This is a genomic window from Kribbella sp. NPDC043289, from assembly GCF_056436705.1.
Genome location: NZ_JBWKCB010000003.1, coordinates 327,814 through 349,258, shown reverse-complemented (window position 1 = coordinate 349,258; position 21,445 = coordinate 327,814). Strand labels below are relative to the sequence as shown.

22 protein-coding genes and 1 tRNA gene are annotated in these 21,445 nt (G+C 69.5%); 8 read left to right on the top strand and 15 right to left on the bottom strand.

The window, feature by feature from the left end:
• The first annotated feature begins 45 nt into the window (after positions 1–45).
• Positions 46–729: an NUDIX hydrolase gene (locus AC0662_RS19960; protein ID WP_478302313.1), complete on the top strand. Its 684-nt coding sequence runs from the start codon at positions 46–48 to the stop codon at positions 727–729.
• Between the two features lie 34 nt (positions 730–763).
• Entirely contained in the window at positions 764–1,444 is a 681-nt protein-coding gene (locus AC0662_RS19955; RefSeq protein WP_478302311.1) for an SDR family NAD(P)-dependent oxidoreductase, read from the top strand.
• Here AC0662_RS19955 and AC0662_RS19950 read toward each other — a convergent pair.
• Positions 1,401–2,306, bottom strand: a complete 906-nt coding sequence (locus AC0662_RS19950) for a carbohydrate kinase family protein (protein WP_478302309.1) — start codon at positions 2,304–2,306, stop codon at positions 1,401–1,403. The genes AC0662_RS19955 and AC0662_RS19950 overlap by 44 nt on opposite strands.
• Before the next feature lie 75 nt (positions 2,307–2,381).
• Between AC0662_RS19950 and AC0662_RS19945 the strand changes: the two genes are divergently transcribed.
• Complete coding sequence (locus AC0662_RS19945) at positions 2,382–3,596, top strand: alpha/beta hydrolase family protein (RefSeq protein WP_478302307.1); 1,215 nt, start codon at positions 2,382–2,384, stop codon at positions 3,594–3,596.
• A 216-nt stretch (positions 3,597–3,812) separates the two neighbouring features.
• Here the strand turns inward: AC0662_RS19945 and AC0662_RS19940 are convergent, their stop codons facing one another.
• From AC0662_RS19940 to AC0662_RS19900, 9 genes are all read right to left on the bottom strand, one after another.
• A complete protein-coding gene (locus AC0662_RS19940; protein WP_452204056.1) occupies positions 3,813–4,442 on the bottom strand; it encodes a CoA transferase subunit B in 630 nt (209 codons plus the stop codon).
• Between the two features lies 1 nt (position 4,443).
• Positions 4,444–5,205, bottom strand: a complete 762-nt coding sequence (locus tag AC0662_RS19935; RefSeq protein ID WP_478302304.1) for a CoA transferase subunit A — start codon at positions 5,203–5,205, stop codon at positions 4,444–4,446.
• A gap of 150 nt (positions 5,206–5,355) precedes the next feature.
• On the bottom strand, positions 5,356–6,288 hold the full coding sequence (locus tag AC0662_RS19930; protein WP_452204058.1) for a tetratricopeptide repeat protein: 933 nt from the start codon (positions 6,286–6,288) through the stop codon (positions 5,356–5,358).
• Between the two features lie 54 nt (positions 6,289–6,342).
• Complete coding sequence (locus AC0662_RS19925; RefSeq protein WP_478302302.1) at positions 6,343–7,041, bottom strand: carbohydrate-binding family 9-like protein; 699 nt, start codon at positions 7,039–7,041, stop codon at positions 6,343–6,345.
• Positions 7,034–7,519, bottom strand: a complete 486-nt coding sequence (locus AC0662_RS19920) for a hypothetical protein (RefSeq protein ID WP_478302300.1) — start codon at positions 7,517–7,519, stop codon at positions 7,034–7,036. Before AC0662_RS19920 ends, AC0662_RS19925 begins: the two co-directional genes overlap by 8 nt.
• Positions 7,520–7,528: 9 nt before the next feature.
• The gene (gene lipB, locus AC0662_RS19915; RefSeq protein WP_452204061.1) at positions 7,529–8,149 is read right to left on the bottom strand and encodes a lipoyl(octanoyl) transferase LipB; all 621 of its coding nucleotides are present in this window, start codon (positions 8,147–8,149) and stop codon (positions 7,529–7,531) included.
• A gap of 16 nt (positions 8,150–8,165) precedes the next feature.
• A complete protein-coding gene (locus AC0662_RS19910; RefSeq protein WP_478302297.1) occupies positions 8,166–9,464 on the bottom strand; it encodes a J domain-containing protein in 1,299 nt (432 codons plus the stop codon).
• 88 nt (positions 9,465–9,552) lie between these two features.
• A tRNA-Pro gene (locus tag AC0662_RS19905) sits at positions 9,553–9,629 on the bottom strand.
• 24 nt (positions 9,630–9,653) lie between these two features.
• Entirely contained in the window at positions 9,654–10,592 is a 939-nt protein-coding gene (locus AC0662_RS19900; protein WP_478303420.1) for a metallophosphoesterase, read from the bottom strand.
• A gap of 32 nt (positions 10,593–10,624) precedes the next feature.
• Between AC0662_RS19900 and AC0662_RS19895 the strand changes: the two genes are divergently transcribed.
• On the top strand, positions 10,625–11,092 hold the full coding sequence (locus AC0662_RS19895) for a GatB/YqeY domain-containing protein (protein WP_452204063.1): 468 nt from the start codon (positions 10,625–10,627) through the stop codon (positions 11,090–11,092).
• Positions 11,093–11,222: 130 nt separating this feature from the next.
• On the opposite strand, the gene AC0662_RS19890 is transcribed toward AC0662_RS19895, so the two are convergent.
• The 4 genes from AC0662_RS19890 to bagA form a co-directional block, all read right to left on the bottom strand.
• Positions 11,223–13,583, bottom strand: coding sequence for a penicillin-binding protein (locus tag AC0662_RS19890; protein WP_478302295.1), 2,361 nt, complete (start codon positions 13,581–13,583; stop codon positions 11,223–11,225).
• A 177-nt stretch (positions 13,584–13,760) separates the two neighbouring features.
• Positions 13,761–16,112 carry an endopeptidase La gene (lon, locus tag AC0662_RS19885; RefSeq protein WP_478302293.1) on the bottom strand — a complete coding sequence of 784 codons (2,352 nt, stop codon included), beginning with the start codon at positions 16,110–16,112 and terminating at the stop codon, positions 13,761–13,763.
• A 107-nt stretch (positions 16,113–16,219) separates the two neighbouring features.
• On the bottom strand, positions 16,220–17,341 hold the full coding sequence (gene bagB, locus AC0662_RS19880) for an ArsA family ATPase (protein ID WP_452204066.1): 1,122 nt from the start codon (positions 17,339–17,341) through the stop codon (positions 16,220–16,222).
• Complete coding sequence (gene bagA, locus AC0662_RS19875) at positions 17,338–18,288, bottom strand: ATPase BagA (protein WP_452204067.1); 951 nt, start codon at positions 18,286–18,288, stop codon at positions 17,338–17,340. The genes bagB and bagA overlap by 4 nt, the downstream gene beginning before the upstream one ends.
• A gap of 49 nt (positions 18,289–18,337) precedes the next feature.
• On the opposite strand from bagA, the gene AC0662_RS19870 reads away from it, so the two are divergent.
• The 4 genes from AC0662_RS19870 (at position 18,338) to AC0662_RS19855 (ending at position 20,751) form a co-directional block, all read left to right on the top strand.
• Positions 18,338–18,499, top strand: a complete 162-nt coding sequence (locus tag AC0662_RS19870; RefSeq protein WP_130386959.1) for a Sp36 family protein — start codon at positions 18,338–18,340, stop codon at positions 18,497–18,499.
• Complete coding sequence (locus tag AC0662_RS19865; RefSeq protein ID WP_452204068.1) at positions 18,496–18,957, top strand: RidA family protein; 462 nt, start codon at positions 18,496–18,498, stop codon at positions 18,955–18,957. Before AC0662_RS19870 ends, AC0662_RS19865 begins: the two co-directional genes overlap by 4 nt.
• 142 nt (positions 18,958–19,099) lie before the next feature.
• Positions 19,100–19,987: an NUDIX hydrolase gene (locus AC0662_RS19860; RefSeq protein ID WP_478303418.1), complete on the top strand. Its 888-nt coding sequence runs from the start codon at positions 19,100–19,102 to the stop codon at positions 19,985–19,987.
• Entirely contained in the window at positions 19,984–20,751 is a 768-nt protein-coding gene (locus tag AC0662_RS19855) for an MBL fold metallo-hydrolase (protein WP_452204069.1), read from the top strand. Before AC0662_RS19860 ends, AC0662_RS19855 begins: the two co-directional genes overlap by 4 nt.
• Here AC0662_RS19855 and AC0662_RS19850 read toward each other — a convergent pair.
• Positions 20,748–21,425, bottom strand: a complete 678-nt coding sequence (locus tag AC0662_RS19850; RefSeq protein ID WP_184837908.1) for a Crp/Fnr family transcriptional regulator — start codon at positions 21,423–21,425, stop codon at positions 20,748–20,750. The two genes, AC0662_RS19855 and AC0662_RS19850, sit on opposite strands and share 4 nt — an antisense overlap.
• Positions 21,426–21,445: the final 20 nt, after the last annotated feature.

The window sequence follows — 21,445 nt, the reverse complement described above, 5'->3', positions numbered from 1 at the left end:
AGACCCGGGATGACTTCTCGTCAAGGTGACGATTAGAGTGGTGGCATGGACTTCGAGCCGCTCGGCCTGGCCACCGACCTGGTCATCCTGACCGTCCGCGACGGTCGCCTCCAGGTGCTGCTGATCCGCCGCGGCATCCCGCCGTACGAGGGCCGCTGGGCGCTGCCAGGTGGGTTCGTGCGCGGCGGCGAGGATCTGGAGACCACCGCGCGGCGCGAGCTGGCCGAGGAGACGGGCCTGTCGTCCGACCGCCTGCACCTCGAACAGGTCGCGACGTACGGCGCTCCCGATCGCGACCCGCGCGGCCGGGTGGTCAGCGTGGCGTACCTCGCCCTGGTCCCGGACCTGCCCGCGCCGGTCGCAGGCTCCGATGCCGCGTCCGCGAGCTGGGTCGACGCCGCCGAGGTACTGCGGGACTCGGTCCGGCTGGCGTTCGACCATCATCGGATCCTGTCCGACGGCGTCGAGCGGGCTCGCTCGAAGCTCGAGTACTCACCGCTCGCGACCGCGTTCTGCCCGCCGGAGTTCACGATCTCCGAGCTCCGCGGCGTCTATGAAGCGGTCTGGGGTACGCCGCTCGACCCGCGGAACTTCCATCGCAAGGTCACCAAGACCCCGGACTTCGTCGCCCCGGTCGGTACGACGACCACTCGCGACGGCGGCCGTCCCGCCCAGCTCTTCCACCGCGGCACCGCCACCACCCTGCACCCACCGATGGCCCGCGCTTGACCTCCAGGCGACTTGAGGTGCTTGCCTGTCGCCCATGACCTTCGCTGGACGGAACGTCCTCGTCACCGGCGCCGGCCGTGACACCGGCCGCCGCCTCGCCCTCGCGTTCGCCTCACGCGGTGCCCACGTGCTCGCGACCGCGCGCCAGCGGTCCGCCGCCGAGGAAACCGTCGAACTGATCCGAGCCGCGGGTCGCCGCGCGACTGCCGCCGTACTCGACCTGGCCGACCCGGCGTCGATCGAGCGGTTGCCGGTCGAGCGTCTCGACGTTCTGGTGAACAGCGGGGCGCAGTACCTGGGTGACTCGCCGAGGGCTGCCGACATCACGGATGCGATCGCCGGCGCCGCGACCGGGACCGTGCTGCTCACCGAGCGGCTCCTGCCGCTGCTCAGGGCGTCCGAGCGCGCGGACATCGTCAACCTGATCTCGGCGGCCGGTGAGGTCGGCCAGCACCGCTCAGAGGCACACGGGGCGTTCTACGCCGCCAAACACGCGCAGGCCGGGTACGCCGAGATTCTGTCCGAGCGCCTGCGCCCGGAGGGGATCCGGGTGATCTCGCTGTTCCCGCCCGATTTCGTCCAGGACGGCCCGCGGGAAACGGGCGCCGAGCTGACCGCGGACTCGGTCGTCGACTGCGTGCTGTTCGCCGTCGGTCAGCCGCGGGACTGCTTCATCCGAGCTTTCTACTTCGAACAGCGAGTTCCTCGGCCGTGATCAGGTTCGTGTGGGTACCGGGGGAGCCGCACGCCCAGGACGCGGCGACGGTGCCGGCCAGGGCCGAGTCCTGCCACGGGGCGCCATCGAGGTAGCGGGCCAGGAACGCGGCGACGTACGCGTCACCGGCGCCGTTGGTGTCGACGACCGGGCGGTCCGGGAAGTCGATCGCCGGGAAGTGCCGGACGTCCTGGCCGCGGACATGCAGGTAGCTGCCGTCGGCGCCGGCCATCGCGACCACGGCCTCGGCCCGGCCGTTGGCGAGGATCCAGTCGACCGCATCGGGCGGCAGCGCGCTGGTCGACACGAAGACGATGTCCGACGCGGTCGCGAAGTCCTTGTGGTGGTCGTTCTTCCCGTCCCAGTCGTGCAGGTCGGTGGAGATCGAGCGGTCCGCGGCGATCGCGTCGCCGAGTGCGTCGCGGGCGAAGTCCATGATCGAGACGTGCACGTGCTGGGCGCGCCGCAGCGCGGGCCGCCACAGGCCCGGGTCGACGCGCAGACCGGCCGGGTGCCGCCCGTCGTACATCGACAGCCGTCGCCCGTCGGGACTCACCAGGTTCACCGAGCGTCTGGTCCCGCTCGGGTGCAGCACCACCCGCAGCGGGATCCCCAACTCCTGGTACTCCCGCTGAATCCGGATCCCCTCGGGGTCGCGACCGATCACGTCCACCAGCCCGGCGTTCAGCCCGAGCAGGTGGCAACCCAGCGCGACACCGTGCCCGGTGTGCGCCAAGTACGTCTCGATCGGTTCGACCGGGACCGTATCGACATCCGCCAACGGCAGGCTCGGCACCCGCACGATCGTGTCGATCCCCACTCCACCGATCACCAGCACATCCAACTCCACGGGTCCCGTCATACCCGACTTTCGCCAGGGAACACAGGTGTCTTTCGGAAGCTGAACGCACTGTTAGTAACCGGGCACAGTCGACCCATGCTCACCCGACGCCTTCTGATCGCCTCCGCAGGCGCGACGCTGCTCGCGCCTTTCACGCAAACCGCTTGGGCGACTACACGGAGTACGCAGATTCCGATTCGCATTCCCCGGCCGACCGGTCCGTTGCCGATCGGCACGACCGAGCTGCATCTCGTCGACCACGGCCGTGACGACCCGTACGTGCCCGGTCGTGCGCGGGAGTTGATGATCAGCATCTGGTACCCGGCGAGCCGGCCCACCGAGCCCGCGCCGTACCTGCAGCCGCTGACCGCCCAGGTGTACGGCGAGGGGGCCGCTGTCGCGCTCGAGCAGCCGCTGGGGACCATCGACTGGGCGGGCGCCAAGAGCCACGCCGGCCTGCTCGCGCCGGTCCTCCCAGGCCGCCGTCCGGTGGTGCTCTTCTCGCCGGGTTTCGGCGTACCGCGGGGGCTGGCCTCGATCACCGTCTCGGAGCTCGCCAGTCGCGGGTACGTCGTCGTCACGGTCGACCACACGTACGAGGTCGCCGGTGTCGAGTTTCCCGGGGGTCGGCTCGAGGTACAGACGCTGCCACCGGCGCCGTACGCGCTCCTCGCCCGCAACACGCGGTACGCCGATCTGCGCTTCGTCCTGGACAGCCTCGCGGTGCTGGCGCGCGGCGAGAACCCGGATGCTGAGCAGCGCCGCCTGCCGGCCGGCCTCGGCAAGCTGCTCGACCTCGACCGGATCGGCTCGTACGGTCACTCGGCCGGCGGTCTGACCTCGATCGACCTGCTGGTCGCCGATCCGCGGGTCCGCGCCGCGATCGACATCGACGCCGAGCTCGGCTATGGGTACGACGACCCGGCGGACGCACCGACTGTCGCCCGGGGGACTGACCGCCCGTTCCTGCTGATGGGCTCCGGTACCACCGGCCCGGGTCCGCACAATCATCACGTCGAACCGTCCTGGGACCTGTTCTGGGAGCACTCGTCAGGCTGGAAACGCGACCTCAACCTGCCGAACGGCCGGCACTACAGCTTCGTCGACTACCAAGCCCTGATCCCGTGGTTCCAGCGGTTCTTCACCGTCCCGCCGGAGCTGATCGCGAACACCATCGGTACGGCGGACGCGGGCCGGGTGCTGCGCGCGATGGGTACGTACATCCCGGCGTTCTTCGACCAGCATCTCCTGCAGCGCCCGCGCCCGGCCCTCTGGCGGCACGCCCTGCCGGAGACGGTGTTCGTTCCCTGAGCAGCTCAGGACGTACTCCATGCTCTCCGCGTACGGCCCGTCGGTGAGCACCGGCGGCGAGCAGTTGCCGGCCGCCGGTGCGATGCGCAGTGCGTAGCCGATGTAGTCCGCCATGCTGTGCGGCCTCCTCGAACTCGATGGGAGTTCGAGCGTCGCCGCAGAGCATGGTCCGGCACGTCCCCAGAACTGATGACGTACGACCCGGACGACGGGTGATTACTGCTTGATCGGGGCCCCGGTCTTCTCCTGGAGCTCGTCGAAGGTGACGCCCTCGGCGAGCTCGACCAGGCGCAGCCCGTCGTCGGTGACGTCCAGGACGGCGAGGTCGGTGATGATCCGGTTCACCACGCCGCGGCCGGTGTAGGGCAGGTCGCACTCCTCGAGGATCTTGTGCGAGCCGTCCTTGGCGACGTGCTCCATCAGCACGATCACCTTCTTCGCGCCGTGCACCAGGTCCATCGCGCCGCCCATCCCCTTGACCATCTTGCCGGGGATCATCCAGTTCGACAGGTCGCCCTTGGCCGAGACCTGCATGGCGCCCAGGATCGCCGCGTCGATCGCGCCGCCGCGGATCATCCCGAAGGACAGCGCCGAGTCGAAGAACGAGGCGCCCGGCAACGTCGTGACGGTCTCCTTGCCGGCGTTGATCAGGTCCGGGTCCTCGGCGCCTTCGACCGGGTACGGCCCGACGCCGAGGATGCCGTTCTCGGACTGCAGGACGACCGTGACGCCGTCCGGGATGTAGTTCGGCACCAGGGTCGGCAGGCCGATCCCGAGGTTCACGTACTGCCCGTCCTCGAGCTCCGCCGCGGCCCGGGCCGCCATCTGCTCACGCGTCAACGGCATCTCAGGCGTCCTTCCGGGGCTGAACGGTGCGCTTCTCGATCCGCTTCTCGATGTCCTTGCCAACAGCAACGACACGCTGGACGTAGACGCCCGGCAGGTGGATCTCGTCCGGGTCCAGCTCACCAGGCTGGACCAGCTCCTCCACCGAGGCGATCGTCACCCGGCCGGCCATCGCGGCCAGCGGGTTGAAGTTCCGCGCGCTGCGGTCGAAGACCAGGTTCCCGTGGGTGTCGCCCTTGAGCGCGTGCACCAGCCCGAAGTCGGTGGTGATCGAGTCCTCCAGCACGTACGTCGTGCCGTTGATCTCCCGGGTTTCCTTGGGCTCCGAGGCCTTCGCGACCGAGCCGTCCTCGTGGTACTTCTGCGGCAGCCCGCCGTCCGCGACCTGGGTGCCGACCCCGGCCAGCGTGTAGAACGCGGCAATCCCGCAGCCGCCGGCCCGGAGCTTCTCGGCCAGCGTGCCCTGTGGGGTCAGCTCGACCTCGAGCTCGCCGGAGAGGAACTGCCGGGCGAACTCCTTGTTCTCCCCGACGTACGACGAGGTCATCTTGGCGATCCGCTTGTCGGCGAGCAGGATGCCGAGGCCCCAGTCGTCGACGCCGCAGTTGTTCGACACGACGCTGAGCCCGCTGACCCCCTTGTCGTGCAGCGCGCTGATCAGCTGCATCGGGTTGCCGCACAACCCGAAGCCGCCGACGGCGAGACTGGCGCCGTCCCCGATGTCCGCCACCGCTTCCTGCGGCGACCCGTACGTCTTGTCCATCAGCTGCTCCGTTGCAGGTTCTGTGCTGGCTCCGGCCTGGTTGTTCCCGACTCTAACCAGCCGCACAGCCCGCCGCGATGTGGCTGACCCCACAGTTCGCCGGGGGATATCCCCCGGCCACACCCTGGGGTGTGCCCGCGTCCCACTGACTCAGGCGGAGGCTTCGGAGGCGTTCAGCGCCGCAAGCTCGTGATGAGCCTCGAAGTGTGCGTCCTCGAGCCCGTTCATCGTGAGCACGACCGACAGGTGCGACCGGGCCGCCGGGAGGTTGCCCGAGTGCCGAGCGGTCCGTGCGAGACCGATTCGAGCCGCGGCGACGGTCTCCAGCAGCTCGGCATGCTCGCCGATGGACAGCGCCTGGGCGTAGTCCGCCTGGGCGTCCTCCAGCTTGCCCGCGCGCCGGTAGAACTCGGCCCGCTCGCACAGCAGGAGTGCGGTCTCCTCCACGAGGCACAGGTGCTCCGCGAGCCGCAGCGCCTCCGTGGTGATGTCCAGCGGTTCGTCGACGACGTGCCGGAGCGCGCTCAGCGCGAGGAACATGCCCCACCGGTCCTCGAGCATCCGGAACCGGCCCAGCGCCGTCCGCAGCGCCTGCACCGTGTCAGCGGGGGCGGCGTTCGTCAGGCCCGGGTACCCGCGGATCAGCTCGACGGCGGCGCGGGTCCAGGCGTCACCGCTCTCATTCCGCTCCAGGACGTCCTCGACCACCTCGGCCGACTCGAACGGGCCGAACACGAACGACCACAGCAGCACCGTCACGGAGTACCGGAACGGGCCGGTCGTGGTCAGCACGATCTGCTGGGCCAGCTCGATCTGCTCCTGCTCGGCTGACGCGGCACCGTCGATCACGGCGAGCAGGTACTCCTCGTCGAGCCCGACCGGGACGGTGCGACCGAGCATGCTCAACACCCGCTCGGCCGCCGCCGCGGCCTCGTCCTGGAGCCCGCGGGACCACCAGTACGCGGAGTACCGCGCAACGAGCCGGAGGGCGGTCCGCAGGTCGCTCTCACACGCGCGTTCGATCGCGCTGACGACCTGGTCCGCCTCCAGACCGTGTGGATCGCCGGAGCCCCCCAAGTTCACGTGCCTTATTGTCTCGCGGCCGTGTTAACGCCAGGTCACAGGGGTCACTCGCCGTCAGAACCGTAGTACGCCCCAGTGGGCCGGCAGGTGCATGTCCTCGACACCCTGCGGCGACCAGACCCAGAACTCGATCTGCTCACCCTTCACGTACGCGCCGTCCACCACCTCGTGCGGCCACTCGCACCGCATCAGGTTCATCCGCCACTCGTCACCCGCGTTCGGCGGCGTGGCGCGCCCCTGGTTGTACGCCGCCAGATCGGCCCACGGTACGGCGAGTTCGACCGACCACCCGGTGTCGGTGTCGGACGGGTCGTTGACCGTGCCGTCGACGTGGATCGCGGTCCGCAGCCCGGGCAGGTTCGTCGGGTCGATCGGGACGCCGCCGTCGACGTACGGCTTCGGCAGCGTCAGCTCCCAGATCGTGCCGAGCGGGTTGATCTCGAACTCGTAGTAGTTCAGCCCGTCGCCGTCCGGGTCCAGGAACAGCTCGAAGTTGTTCTCGTGGAAGAGCTTGCTGTTGTGCTCGGTCATCGTCGACCAGACGTGCGGCTCCTCGAGCTGACCGCCGACGTACAGGTACTCGTCGTCGTACATCAGCTTCGCCCGGGTCCGGAACCGTGGCGCCGGGCCGGCGGCGATCGGGACGAAGCCGGTCGTCCAGGGCGCGACCTCCCAGGCGGGGTCGGTCAGGGTGCCGTCGAGACTCGGCGCGGTGGCGGTCCGCGGGCACTCGTAGACGGGCAGGTCAGGCATCGGCACGCTCCAGCAGTCGGGCGACGAGATTGGCGAGCAGGAAGGTGATGGCGGTCAGCGCCGGGACGACGGCGAGGATCCAGGGCGAGTCCAGGTGGCCGGTCAGGAACGCGATCACCAGCGCCACCATGAAGGCGACGCCGAGGAACGGGATCAGCCGCGGGTGCGGCATCGCCAGCCGGCCGAGCGCGAGCCCGCCGAGCACCATCGTCACGACCACGATGACCACCAGCAGCGGGAGCCCGAGGGCGCCGCAGTTCGTGGTGTCCCGGAACCGCTCGCAGCTGCGCTCACTCAGCCACACCAGCGCGATGGTCGCGAACCCGCAGAGCAGACCGACGACGACCAGGATCAGCGCCGGCGGCAACGGCGGACCGTCGTACCGGTGCCGGCCTGCTTCCTCCTCCGCCTCCTCGGCGGCCTCCAGAACGGCTTCCAGATCCGCAGGCATCTGCTCGTCGTCGTCCTCCTGGCTCATTGCGGCAGGCTATCGGGCTCCCAGGCTGCGCGCGACGGCGTCGCGTACGTCGGTGTCGGTGGGCGTGGCCCGCCCCTGCTCGGCGGCCAGCTCGGCCAGCGAGACCATCGTCACGTCGTGCAGCCCGCAACTGGTGAAGGTGTGGAAAACGGTCATGTCCGGGTCGACGTTCACCGAGAACCCGTGGCTGGTCACGCCGCGCCGGATCCGCATCCCGATCGAGCACAGCTTCCGCCCGTCCTCGGTCCAGACCCCGACCAGGCTGCTCGCGCCCTTCGGCGTGTCCCGTCGTACCAGCGGGAACCCGAGCGTGCCGAGCGCATCGATCAGGCCGTTCTCCACCCAGCGCACGATGTCGACCGGTCCGCGCTGGTGCAGGTCGACGACCAGGTAACCGACCAGCTGCCCCGGCCCGTGGTACGTCGCGAAGCCGCCACGATCCACCGCGACCGCGGGAGTGCCGGCCGGCAGATCCTCCGGCGAGGTCCGCGGTCCGTAGGTGATCACCGGTGGATGACTGAGCAGAAAGAGTCGATCCTCCGCCGTACCCTCGATCCGCTCCTCGACCCAGCCGCGCATCTCCTTCGCGGCGACCTCGTACTCGACCTCGCCCAGATCCATCCGCTGCATGCGGTCCAGCTTAGGTTCAGCCCTGAGCGAGGGGTGCGTCGTAGAGGACGCCGTACAGGAGGCGGCGGTCGACGATGTTGCCTTCCGGCTGCAGCCAGGCGGTGATCTCGGCCACCGCGGCCTGCGGCGACAGGCAGGCGACGGCTGCATCGGGCGCCGAGACCGTGGTGATGCCCGACTGGCCGTCGGACACCGGTAGTACGACGAGGAAGCCGCGGACCTGGGTGCCTTTCAGAAACCGTTCCCACGCGCTCATCCCGTCGGTCAAGGCGGGCGCGCCGCCGAACGGCTGACCGTTGCGGAGAACCGAACCGTAGGCGTCGACTGAGTACGCGCCTGGCGGTCCGACGACCGACGCCACGACGGCGACCCTGGACCCCGCCAGCAGCAGGTGGTCGACGGTCAGGCCGCCGATCCGGGGCGCGTGGATCAGCTTCGCGGACGGCACCGTCAGCACGCGTTCGAGCAGGAGTGCCGTCCGTCGCGTGCGGAGGACCTCGGACGGCGGCAGCGGGGTCGAGTACCCGTCGTCGACCAGCGGCTCGCCCGGTCGGCCCCAGATGTTGGCCTCGTAGGCGGCGTACTTGTCGACCGCCCGGTCGAGGTCGAGCGCGATCGACCGGCGCCAGCCGACCAGGCGGACCAGCAGGAAGCCACCGAGCAGGGCGAAGAGCAAGACCCGCGTGGTGGTGTCCAGGTGCGAGTAGGCGATCACGAGCGTCGCGAGGAATGCGACCGCGACGAGGATGCCGAACCTGTTCATGAGGCGGCCGAAGGGGATCCGGAAGCGCCACTGGCGTGGCAGGCCTGCCACACCCAGACAGAGCAGTGGGAGGGTGTAGAGGAGGTACTCCGGGCTTGTTACGGCCGCGATCACCAGCGGGCCGGTCACGACGATCAGCCAGGCGAGCAGCAGGACGATCGCAACCACGCGCCAGCGTCCGAAACGCGGTACCGCACTAAGCAGACCCACCGGCTCGAACGGCACCTCGGGCGCGGTTGTGTCTTCCTGAGGCTCAGCGCGCGGCGGCTCGTATGACGGCGGGTCGTGCCGCGGTGGCTCGTAGCGCGGCGGTTCGTACGGCGGTGGTTCGGAGGCGGCGCCGCTCTTCCCGGCGAGCTCGCGGTCGTACGCCGCGCGCCGGTGGTCGTCGCCGAGCGTGGTCCAAGCCTCCTGCACGACGCGGAACAGCGCCGCGCTCCCGCCCTGGTCCGGGTGCACCTGGCGGACCAGCTTGCGATACGCGCTCTTGATCTCGGCGGTCGTCGCGGTGCGTTCGACGTTCAGCACCTCGTAGTGGTCGGAACCGCTCACACCCCAGCACCTCCACGACGGAGCTTCTCACCACGACGGAGCCTCTAACGCAGTCAGGGCCAGTCACGATGTGACTGGCCCTGACTGTTGGTCGGGCTGACAGGATTTGAACCTGCGACCTCTTCGTCCCGAACGAAGCGCGCTACCAAGCTGCGCCACAGCCCGAATTCGCGAGTAGCTTACATGGGCTCAGCGTCCGGACGAAATCGGGTTAATTCGCGGGACGAGAGTGAGCAGTGTCGCCTCCGGCCGGCAGGCGAATCGGACCGGTGCGTACGGCGACGTACCGAGGCCTGCCGAGACGTGCAGCGCGGCCTGACGGCCCTCGTAACCCCAGGTGGAGAGCCCCTTCACGCGGGACGTGTCGAGGTCGCAGTTGGTCACCAGGGCGCCGTACAGCGGGACCGCGAGCTGACCACCGTGCGTGTGCCCGGCGAGGACCAGCGGATACCCGTCGCCGACGAACCCGTTCAGCACCCGCTGGTACGGCGCGTGCGTGACCCCGATCGACAGGTCGGCCGTCGGGTCGATGTCGCCGGCGACCTCGGCGTACCGGTCGCGCTTGATGTGTGGGTCGTCGGTGCCGGCGAAGTCCAGGCGCAGGCCGCTGACCTTGAGCGTGGCCTTGGCGTTGTTCAGGTCGGTCCAGCCGGCGCCGGTGAAGGCGCGGCGCATCTCCTCGTACGGCAGGTCGGGGCCGTGCGGCTTGTGCCGCTGCTTGTGGGCGGGCAGCAGGTACTTGCCCGGGTTCTTGAAGTGCGGCTTCCAGTAGTCGTTGGAGCCGAACACGAACACGCCGGGCAGATCCAGCAGATCGCCGTACGCGCGGAGCAGTGGGCGGACCGACTGCGCGCTGGAGATGTTGTCGCCGGTGTTGACGATCAGGTCCGGCTCGAGCGCGGCCAGGTCGTTCACCCAGCGGATCTTCCGCTCCTGGGTGGGCATCAGGTGCAGGTCGGACAGGTGCAGCACCTTCAGCGGCGCGGAACCCTCCGGCAGCACCGGCACCGTCACTCTGCGCAGGGTGAACCAGCGCACCTCGATCCCGGCCGCGTACGCGACACAGGCGGCGCCCACAGCGCCGACCACAGCCGTGGTCTTGAGGGTGGTGGAGGCGATGCCGCGCAAACTCATTTCTCCAGCCTGCCACAATCTCTGCTATGTCCAACTCCGGAATGAAGCAGCGCCTGCACGACGACATGACCGCCGCACTGAAGGCGCGCGACGAGATCCGCAAGTCGACCCTGCGGATGGCGCTGACCGCGATCACCAAGGCGGAGGTGTCCGGCAAGGAGGCGCGGGAGCTCAGCGACTCCGAGATCGTCGACGTGCTCAGCTCCGAGGCGAAGAAGCGCCGCGAGTCGGTCGTTGCCTACCGCGACGCCGGCCGCGCCGAGCTCGCGGACAAGGAGCAGGCCGAGGCGGACATCCTCGCCGAGTACCTCCCCGAGCAACTGACCGAGGACGAGATCAAGGCCCTGGTCACCGAAACCATCGCCGCCACCGGCGCCGCCGAACTCGGCCCCCGCGGCATCGGCAAGGTCATGGGAGCCCTCCAACCCAAAGTCAAAGGCAAAGCAGACGGCGGGGTCGTCTCCGCCGAGGTAAAGCGCCAACTCGGCGCCTGACAAACGGTGACGTGGGGATCTGGCGGGCGCTCTTGCCCCCCCGCCTGTTACCTGAAGCGGTTGTTCTTTGAGCGTCTGATGTGAAAGGGCCTCGTCCGTTGTGGACGAGGCCCTTTCAATTAGCCGTCGTTTAGCCGCCGTGGCCGCGGCCGCCGCAGTTGGGGTACTTCGGGTTCCACGGGGGGCAGTTCGGGTTGATGGTGGTTGTTGGTTTGCCCGGGGGTTTGGTGGTTTGGGTCGGGGGCTTCGGCTGGTTCTTCTGGCTGCCGTTGGAGATGTACATCGTGACGACCGAGCCTTCGGGGGCGCCGTCGCGTTGCCTCGGGTCCGTGTAGGCGACGGTGCCCGCGGTTTCCTCGGAGTTGACGGTGCCGGAGGCGGTCGCGACCTCGAAGCCTGCCTGGCGCAGCTTGTTCGCGGCGTCGGTGGGGTTCATGCCGTTCACGAACGGCAAGCTCTTCACGTCGCCGCGCTGGATCTTGCTCGACGGCGCGACGAAGTGCGTGGTCGGGTACCCCTGCAGCGCGGCCTTCATCGCGGCTTCCCAGATCGGCCCGGCGGTGCCCGAACCTGTCGGGTCGTCGATGTTCTTGCCGTTCAGGGTCTGGCCCCGCAGCGGGTCGTACGGCAGCGACGCGTCGGCCACCGTGGCGGCGGCGGCGAGCTTCGACGAGTACCCGGCGTACCAGACGGCCTTCGCCTTCTGGATGGTTCCGGTCTTGCCGGCCAGGTCGCTGGGACCGAACTTCAGCTTGCCGCCGGTGCCGTTGGGCTCCATCACCTGGTGCAGGACCGCGTTGACGCCGTCAGCTACCTCTGGGGCCAGCGCCTGCTTGCAGTTCGCGCCGGGAGTGTTGACCGGCTTGCCGGCCGAGTCCTTGACCGAGGTGACGACCCACGGTGCGCAGTACATGCCACGAGCGGCGAACGCGGCGTACGCGCCGGACAGCTGCAGCGGGGTGATGTAGCCGACGCCCAGCGTCATCGACGCGACCTGGTCGAGCGCGCCGAGGCTCTGCGCGTCGTACATGCCCAGTGAGGCCGCGATCTTGGCGATCGGGCAGAGGCCGGTCCGCAGCGAGAGCTGCAGGAAGTAGGTGTTCGTCGACTTCTGTGCCGCCTGGATCATGTTCGGGTCCGCGACGTTCGTCGTCGAGTTCTGCGGCGCGTATCCCTTGGGAATCTCCCGGGTGCCGTCGCAGGTGCTGTACTTCATACCGCCCATGTTCAGCGGGCTGGGCGAGTTGATCTTGTAGGTGAGCGGGATGCCCTTCTGGATCGCGGCGGCGATGGTGAAGGCCTTCATCGTCGAACCGTTCTGGAACCCGCCGTACCCGCCCGGGTAGGTCTTCGGGGCGTTGAAGTTGTACGCCGTCTGGCCCCGTTTGTTGCCGTACTTACGACTCTGTGCCATCGCCTTCACCAGGCCGGTGCCCGGCTCCACCATGGTGATCGCAGCGATCGCGTCGTCGGTCGGCTTGGAGTGCGTGTCGATCGAGCGCTGCGCGTCTGCCTGGATCTTCGGGTCCAGCGAGGTGGTGATCTTCAGGCCCGCGGTCTTCAGGTAGTTGGCTCGGTCGGTTTTGGTTTTGCCGAAGGCTGGGTTGTTCTCCAGTTCGGAGACGACGTACTCGCAGTAGAAGGGGTACGGGCCGTTGCCACAGCCGAGTTTGTTCGGGCGGACCTTGGCCGGGTCGATGACCGGGGTCTTCAGGGCCGAGTTGGCCTGGGCGACCGAGATGACCTTCAGCTCGAGCATTCGCCGGATCACCACGTCGCGGCGGTCCTTGGCGCGCTTGGCGTTGTTGGTCGGGTCGTAGCCGGTCGGGTTCTTCACGAGGCCGGCCAGCATCGCGGCCTGCGGGAGCGTCAGCTGGTTCGCGTTCACCGAGAAGTAGTGCTGCGCGGCGGCCTGGATGCCCCAGGCGCCGTCGCCGAAGTTCGCGAGATTGAGGTACTTCTCGAGGATCTCGTTCTTCGAGTACTGCTTCTCGACCGCGATCGCGTACCGCAGCTCGGCGACCTTGCGTTGGTAGGAGTCGGCGGTCGCGGCCGCGACCTCCTCGGGCGTCTTCGCCTTCTCGACCAGGCTGATCTTGACGTACTGCTGGGTGATGCTCGAACCACCCTGCTGCACCGAACCGGCGGACTGGTTCTGCAGCAGCGCGCGGAGCGTGCCCTTCATGTCCAGCGCGCCGTGCTCGTAGAACCGGTCGTCCTCGATCGCGACGATCGCCTTCTGCATGATCGGTGCGACCTGGGCGAGCTTCACCGGCACCCGGTTCTGCTCGGCCAGCGTCGCGATCAGCGTGCCGTCGGCCGCGAAGATCTGGCTCTTCTGCTTCAGCGGCACCTCGTCGAACTGCTGTGGCAGGTCCTGCAACGTGTCCGAGGTTTTCTGGGTGGTGAAGCCGGCGAGGCCGGCGAACGGGATGGCGAGACCGGCGGCCAAGGCCCCCGACAACACGCTCACCCCAAGGAACAGAACCACAGATTGGGCGACTCCCCGGTCGCCCTTCTCCCTCGCGCGCATGGTTATAGAGACTACGGGATCGGCTGTTTGGGTTACCGCCTGGAATATGAGTTCAGTCACACCCTGTGGACAAAGTTCATCCAAAAGGACGAGGGCCCCGGGACAGTTGCCCGAGGCCCTCCAGCGGTACGTCGATCAGGCGGCGTACTGGTGCGCGGCCACCTCGGCCGGCTCCAGTGCCAGATCCAGTACCTCGCGGACGTCGCTCACCGGGAGCACGGTCAGCTCCGCGAGCACGGACGCCGGTACGTCCTCCAGGTCCGGCTCGTTCCGCTTCGGGATCAGGATCGTGGTGAGCCCGGCCCGGTGCGCGGCGAGCAGCTTCTGCTTCACGCCACCGATCGGGAGCACCCGTCCGGTCAGTGACACCTCACCGGTCATCGCGACCTCCGAACGGACCGGCCGTCCGGACAGCAGCGACGCCAGCGCCGTTGTCATCGTCACACCTGCCGACGGTCCATCCTTCGGGACGGCACCGGCCGGTACGTGGATGTGGGCGTTCCGCTCGGCCAGGTCGCCGACCGGCAGCCCCAGCTCCGCGCCGTGCGACCGCAGGTACGACAGGGCGATCTGCGCCGACTCCTTCATCACGTCACCGAGCTGTCCGGTCAGCGTGACTCCGGTCGGGCCGGTCTCCTTGTCGGCCAGCGACGCCTCCACGAAGAGCACGTCACCACCCGCGCCGGTGACCGCCAGTCCGGTCGCCACCCCCGGAAGCGCCGTACGCTCGGCCGACTCCGGAGTGAACTTCGGCGACCCCAGGTACTCCTTCAGGTCTCCACCGCCGATGGTCAGTGCACCGAGCTCGTCGCCCAGGGCCAACCGAGCCGTCACCTTCCGCAGGACACGGGAGATCGACCGCTCGAGCTGCCGTACGCCGGCCTCGCGGGTGTACTCACCCGCGAGCACCCGCAGCGCCGAGTCCTCGATAGCCACCTCGTCCGTCGTCAGACCCGCCCGCTCCAGCTGACGCGGGAGCAGGTGGTCACGGGCGATCGTGACTTTCTCGTCCTCGGTGTACCCGTCCAGCTGCACCAGTTCCATCCGGTCCAGCAACGGCGCCGGGATGGAGTCCAGCACGTTCGCCGTGGCCAGGAAGACCACGTCGGACAGGTCCAGCTCGACCTCCAGGTAGTGGTCCCGGAAGGTGTGGTTCTGCGCCGGGTCCAAGACCTCCAGCAGGGCAGCCGTCGGGTCGCCCCGGTAGTCCGCGCCCACCTTGTCGATCTCGTCCAGCAGTACGACGGGGTTCATCGAACCCGCCTCGGTGATGGCCCGGACGACCCGGCCCGGCAGCGCACCGACGTACGTCCGCCGGTGACCGCGGATCTCGGCCTCGTCCCGGACGCCACCCAGGGCGACCCGGACGAACTTCCGGCCCATGGCCCGCGCCACGGACTCACCCAGCGAGGTCTTACCCACACCAGGCGGCCCGACCAGCGCCAGTACGGCGCCACTGCGGCGACCGCCGACCACACCGAGACCACGGTCCGCGCGGCGACGCCGTACGGCCAGGTACTCCGTGATGCGCTGCTTCACGTCATCCAGACCGGCGTGGTCCGCGTCCAGCACGGCCCGCGCCTCGCGGATGTCGTAGCTGTCCTCGGTCCGCTCGTTCCACGGCAGCTCGAGCACGGTGTCCAGCCAGGTGCGGATCCAGCCGACCTCGGGGGACTGCTCGGCGGTCCGCTCCAGCTTGTCGACCTCGGCGAGCGCGGCCTTGCGGACGTGCTCCGGCAGGTCGGCCGCTTCGACGCGGGCCCGGTAGTCCTCTTCCTCGGACTCGGCCTTGCCGTCCAGCTCGGCCAGCTCCTTGCGGATCGCGGCCATCTGCTGGCGCAGCAGGAACTCGCGCTGCTGCTTCTCCATGCCCTCCTGGACGTCCTTCTGGATCGTCTCGGAGACCTCGAGCTCGGCGAGGTGGTCCTTCACCCAGCCGATCAGCTTCTCCAGCCGCTCGGAGACGTTGGCGTTCTCCAGCAGCTCGGACTTCTGCTCGTCGCTCAGGTACGACGCGTAGCCGGCCAGGTCGGACAGCTCCGCGGGGTCGTTCACCTGCTTCACGGAGTCGATGACCTGCCACGCACCGCGCCGCTCGAGCACCGAGGTGGTCAGGGACTTGTACTCGCGGCCCAGCTCGGCCGACCGCTCATCGGTGATCTCGTGGAGCACCGTGGCGGTCACCCAGAGCGCGGCACCCGGACCGGTGGTCCCGGAGCCGATCAGAACCCGCTGGGTCCCACGGATCACGGCCGCCGGGGCACCGCCCGGCAGCCGGCCGATCTGCTCGATCTCACCGAGCGTCCCGGCCTTGGCATATTTTCCGTCCAGCCGCGGCACGAGGAGGACCTTGTCCTCGCCCGATGCCTGCGCGGCATCGATCGCCGCCCGGGCCTCGCTGTCGGCGAGCCGGACCGGCACGACCATCCCGGGCAGGACCACGACGTCGTCCAGCGGCAGGACAGGAAGATTCAACGTATCGGTCACGCTGTCACACCCTTTTCAAGATTGAGTCTGACAGGCTCAACCATGGGTGTAAGCAAGTAATTCCCGGGCCCCTGACCGTTCGCTCACGGTGAAATCAGGCCGTGAAATCAGGCAGTGAGTAGGTCGCCGATCTGGCGGAGGCCGCTGAGGTCGTGGACGTCGTCCGGCAGCGCCGGGACCTCGACGGTGCGGATCGAGCGGTGACCGCGGCGGAACCGTTCGGCCCGCTTGTGGTCGCCTACTACCTGTTGCATCTTGTCCGCGTGCAACCGCAGTACGGCGGCCGTCAGCAGCGACTTGTCCGCCTCCTCGAGCTTCTCGGCTGCGGCGAGTGACCGCTCGGCCGAGAGCTCCGGGGCCTGCGTGTTCGTCACCCGGTTCAGCACGACGCCGGCCAGCGGCATTCCCTCGGCACGCAGCCGCTCGGCGAAGAACGACGCCTCGCGCAGCGCATCGTTCTGCGGCGCGGCCACCACGAGGAACGCGGTATGCGGCTCCCGCAGCAACGCGACCGTCTGCTCGGCACGCTGCCGGAATCCGCCGAAGAGCGTGTCGAACGCCGCGACGAACGTCTGTACGTCGGTCAGCACCTGCGCGCCGAGCACCTTGTTCAGCACCGACATCGCCATGTTCACGCCCGCCGACATCAGCTTGAACGGCCCGCGCGCCGGCGCCAGCAGCAACCGGAGGAACCGTCCTTCCAGCAGCGAGGCCAACCGCTCCGGCGCGTCCAGGAAGTCCAGGGCGGACCGTGACGGCGGGGTGTCGACGACGATCAGGTCCCAGTCGCCGGTCCGCTCGGCCTGGTGGTGCAGCTGCCCGAGCTTCTCCATCGCCATGTACTCCTGCGTCCCCGCGAACGACGACGACAGCGCTTGGTAGAACGGGTTCGCGAGGATCTGCTCGGCCTTCTCCGGCGTCGCGTGCTGCAGCACGACGTCGTCGAACGTCCGCTTCATGTCCAGCATCATCGCGTCCAGCCGGCCGCCGTTCTTCGGGTTCACGTCGGCGACCGCGCGCGGGGTGTTGTCCAGTTCGGTCAGCCCGAGCGACTGCGCCAGCCGCCGGGCCGGGTCGATCGTCAGTACGACGACCTTCCGGCCACGCTCCGCGGCGCGCAGGCCGAGCGCGGCGGCGGTCGTGGTCTTGCCCACGCCGCCGGATCCACAGGTGACGACGATCCGGGTCCCGGCGTCATCGATCAACGCGTCGAGGTCGAGCTGGGTCATGCGCGGAACTCCTCGGCCAGGTCGAGCAGGGTGCCTTGGTCGATGCCGTCCGGCTGCAGCGTCAGCTCGGTCACCTGCTTGCCCAGGGCATCGATACGGTCCCGGTTCTCGCGTTCCAGACCGACCCGGATGGCGTGGTCGCGGGCCTCCGTCGCGAGCGTCCCGACCAGGTCGCCGCCGATCGTGATGCCGGCTGCCTTCAACCCCCTGGTCAGCTCGGCGGCGGGCAGTTTCTCCTTCACCGCAAGGGCGAGCGCGTCGTCGTCGAGCGGGCTGTTGCGCACCATGTTCACCACGATCGACCCGATCCGCAGGTCCAGCTTCTGCAGCTGGTCGACCGCGTCCAGGGTCTCCTGGACCGGCATCTCCTCGAGCAGCGTGACCAGGTGGACCCGCGTCACGTCCGAGCGCAGCATGCCCATGATCGCGTCGGCCTGGTTCCGGATCGGTCCGACCTTGGCGAGCCCGGCGACCTCGGTGTTCACGTTCAGGAACGGTGCGATCCGGCCCGTCGGCGGGGCGTCCAGCACCACGGCGTCGTACGCGAGCTTCCCGTTCACCTTCCGCCGGGTCGCCTCGTAGACCTTGCCGGTGAGCAGTACGTCGCGGAGCCCGGGGGCGATCGTGGTGACGAAGTCGATCGCGCCGACCTTCTCCAGCGCCTTCCCGGCGCGACCGAGGTGGTAGTACATGTCGAGGTACTCGAGCAGCGCGGCCTCGGCGTCGACGGCGAGCGCGAACACCTCACCCCCACCGGGACCGTGCGCGATCCGGCGCTCGACGTACGGGAGCGGGGGTACGTCGAAGAGCTGGGCGAGCCCCTGACGGCCTTCGACCTCGCAGAGCAGCACCCGCTTTCCCTCGGTCGCCAGCGCGAGAGCCATGGCGGCCGCGACGGTTGTCTTCCCGGTGCCCCCCTTACCGGTGACCACGTGCAGTCGCGCCATAGTCCCCAGGGTAGGGCGTGCCCCAGGACACACCGTTAGAGTCCCCTTCATGAAGAAGTTCGAGTACTTCACCGCGCCGCTGCTGGTCCACTCGACCAAGGAGATCCTGGACAACTTCGGCCAGGACGGCTGGGAGCTGGTCCAGGTCGTCCCGGGGATGAACCCGGAGAACCTGGTCGCGTACTTCAAGCGGGAGATCGAGGACAAATGAGCCACCCCGAGGAGAAGCTGGCCGAGCTCGGCCTGAAGCTGCCCGAGGTCGCCAAGCCGGTCGCCGCGTACGTCCCGGCCGTCCGGACCGGTGACCTGGTCTACACGTCCGGCCAGCTGCCGCTGCGCCAGGGCACGCTGATCGCCGCCGGCAAGGTCGGGGACGCCGTCACGCCCGAGGTCGCCAGCGAGTGCGCGCAGCAGTGCGCGCTGAACGCGCTGGCCGCGGTCAAGGCCGAGATCGGTGACCTGGCGAACGTGAAGCGGATCGTCAAGGCGGTCGCGTTCATCGCGTCCACGCCGGACTTCACCGGTCAGCCGCAGGTCGCGAACGGCGCGTCCGAGCTGTTCGGCCAGGTCTTCGGCGACGCCGGGCAGCACGCCCGCAGCGCCGTCGGCGTCCCGGTCCTGCCGCTGGACGCCCCGGTCGAGGTCGAACTGATCGTCGAGGTCGGCTGATCTGCTCGGTAGTGCTGGACGGCCGCAGCCAACCCCGCGACGGGGCGGCGAACGCGGGGGTCCCGGCGGCGCCGTCCCCGAGGACACGTCGGCCGCTCGGCCCCCGGCGCCGGCCACGCGCCGGCCGGAGGCCGGGCCGGTGATGCGCGACCTCCGGTCCGAGCTCATGACCGGCCGGATGGCCGAGGTCGCGCTCGAGTACACCCGCGGCTCCCGCACCCCGGCCACCCCCCGCCCCGCCGCCACCGTCATCCTCCTCCGCGACACCACCAGCGGCGCCGCCAACCCCACACCACCGCCGACCCCGGGCAACGCAACAGCGGGCACGGCCGGTGGGCCTGAGGTCTATTTGTTGCGGCGGCAGCGGACGATGGCGTTTGCCGCGGGGATGACGGTGTTCCCGGGCGGGCGGGTCGACGCGACCGATTCCACGGTGGCCGACTCCTGGTCCGGTCCGGCGCCTGGCTGGTTCGCCGAGCGGCTGGGGTGTTCGCCCGAGACGGCGGCCGCGTACGTCGCTGCCGCCGTACGGGAGACGTTCGAGGAGTCCGGCGTACTGCTTGCCGGCCCGTCCGCGGACACGGTCGTCGATGACACCACGGGTGCCGACTGGGAGGCCGATCGGGTGGCGTTGGAGAGCCGCGAGCTGGGGTTCTCCGAGTTCCTGCACCGGCGCGGGCTCGTGCTGCGCGCCGACCTGCTCGGGCCGTGGGCGCACTGGATCACCCCGGAGTTCGAGCCCAAGCGGTACGACACCGCGTTCTTCGTCGCCGCGCTGCCGCCCGGGCAGGTGACCCGGGACGTCACGAGCGAGTCCGACCAGGTCACCTGGATCCGCCCGGACGACGCGGTCGCGGCAGTCGATGCGGGCGAGGTGCTGATGCTGCCCCCGACGTACGTGTGCTGCCGCGAGCTCTCGCAGTACGGCGAGGTGACGGCGATCCTGGACGCGGCCGGCGAGCGGGAGATCCGGGCGATCATGCCCACCGTCCGCGTCGACGGCGACCGGGCCTATCTGGAGACCACATGAGAGTCACGGAGTACGCAACCCTGGTCCGGGCGGACAACCCCGGCCCGATGACGCTGGAGGGGACCAACACCTGGATCCTCCGCGCGCCGGACGCCGAACAGTCGGTGGTCGTCGACCCGGGCCCGATGCTGGAGGACCACCTGCGCGCGGTCCTCGCCGAGGCCGGCCAGGTCGCGGTCGTCCTGCTGACCCACAAGCACCCCGACCATTCCGAGGGCGCGGCGTGGTTCGCGAACCAGGCCGGCTGCGGCGTCCGCGCGGTGGACCCGGCGTTCCGCATCCCCACCGACCACGCGCACGGCCTGTCCGAAGGAGACGTGGTCACCGCGGACGGCCTCCGAATCGAGGTCCTGCCGACCCCCGGCCACACCCTCGACTCGGTCTGCTTCTGGGTCCCGCAGGACGGCTCGCTGCTCACCGGCGACACCGTCCTCGGCCGCGGTACGTCGGTGGTCGCCCACCCGGACGGCGCCCTCGGCCCCTACCTCAACTCCCTCGAACACCTGAGAGCCTTCGCCAACTCCCCAGCCGGCGTCACCCGCCTGCTCCCCGGCCACGGCCCCGTCATCGACGACCCCGCCGGCGTCCTCACGTACTACCTCAAGCACCGCCAGGAACGCCTCGACCAGGTCCGAGCCGCCCTCGCGGAAGGCCACACCACACCCGAAGCCATCGTCGAACACGTCTACGCCGACGTGGACAAATCCCTCTGGCCCGCCGCCGAACGCTCGGTACGGGCCCAGCTGGACTACTTGAACAGCTAGCGGGCGCGGCGCTGGAGGCGGTCTACGTCGAGGAGTACGACGGAGCGGGGTTCGAGGCGGACCCAGCCTCGGGAGGCGAAGTCGGCGAGGGCCTTGTTGACGGTTTCGCGGGAGGCGCCGACCAGTTGGGCGAGCTCCTCCTGGGTGAGGTCGTGGTGGACGTGGACGCCGTCGTCGGCGGTGCGGCCGAAGCGGCTCGCCAGGTCCAGCAGCGCCTTGGCGACACGGCCCGGTACGTCGGAGAACACCAGGTCGGCCACGACGTCGGAGACCTTGCGCAGCCGGGACGCCAGCTGCAGGAGCAGGCCGCGGGCGACGGCCGGACGGCCCTCGAGCCAGCGGAGCAGCTCGTCGTGGGTCAGCGACATCATCGAGGCGTCGGTGACGGCGGTGACGGTCGCGGAGCGCGGTCCGGGGTCGAACAGAGACAGCTCACCGAACATCTGGCCGGGGCCGAGGACCGCGATCAGGTTCTCCCGGCCGTCGGCCGACGTACGGCCGAGCTTGACCTTGCCCTCGGTGACGATGAACAGCCGGTCGCCCGAGTCGCCCTCGTGGAACAGCACCTGGCCGCGGCGCAGCCGGCTCTCGGTCATCGACGCGGCCAGCGCGTCGGCCGCCTCGTCGTCGAGCTGACTGAACAGCGGTGCCTGTCGGAGCACTGCGGCATCCACTTTGGGCCTCCTAGGACCTT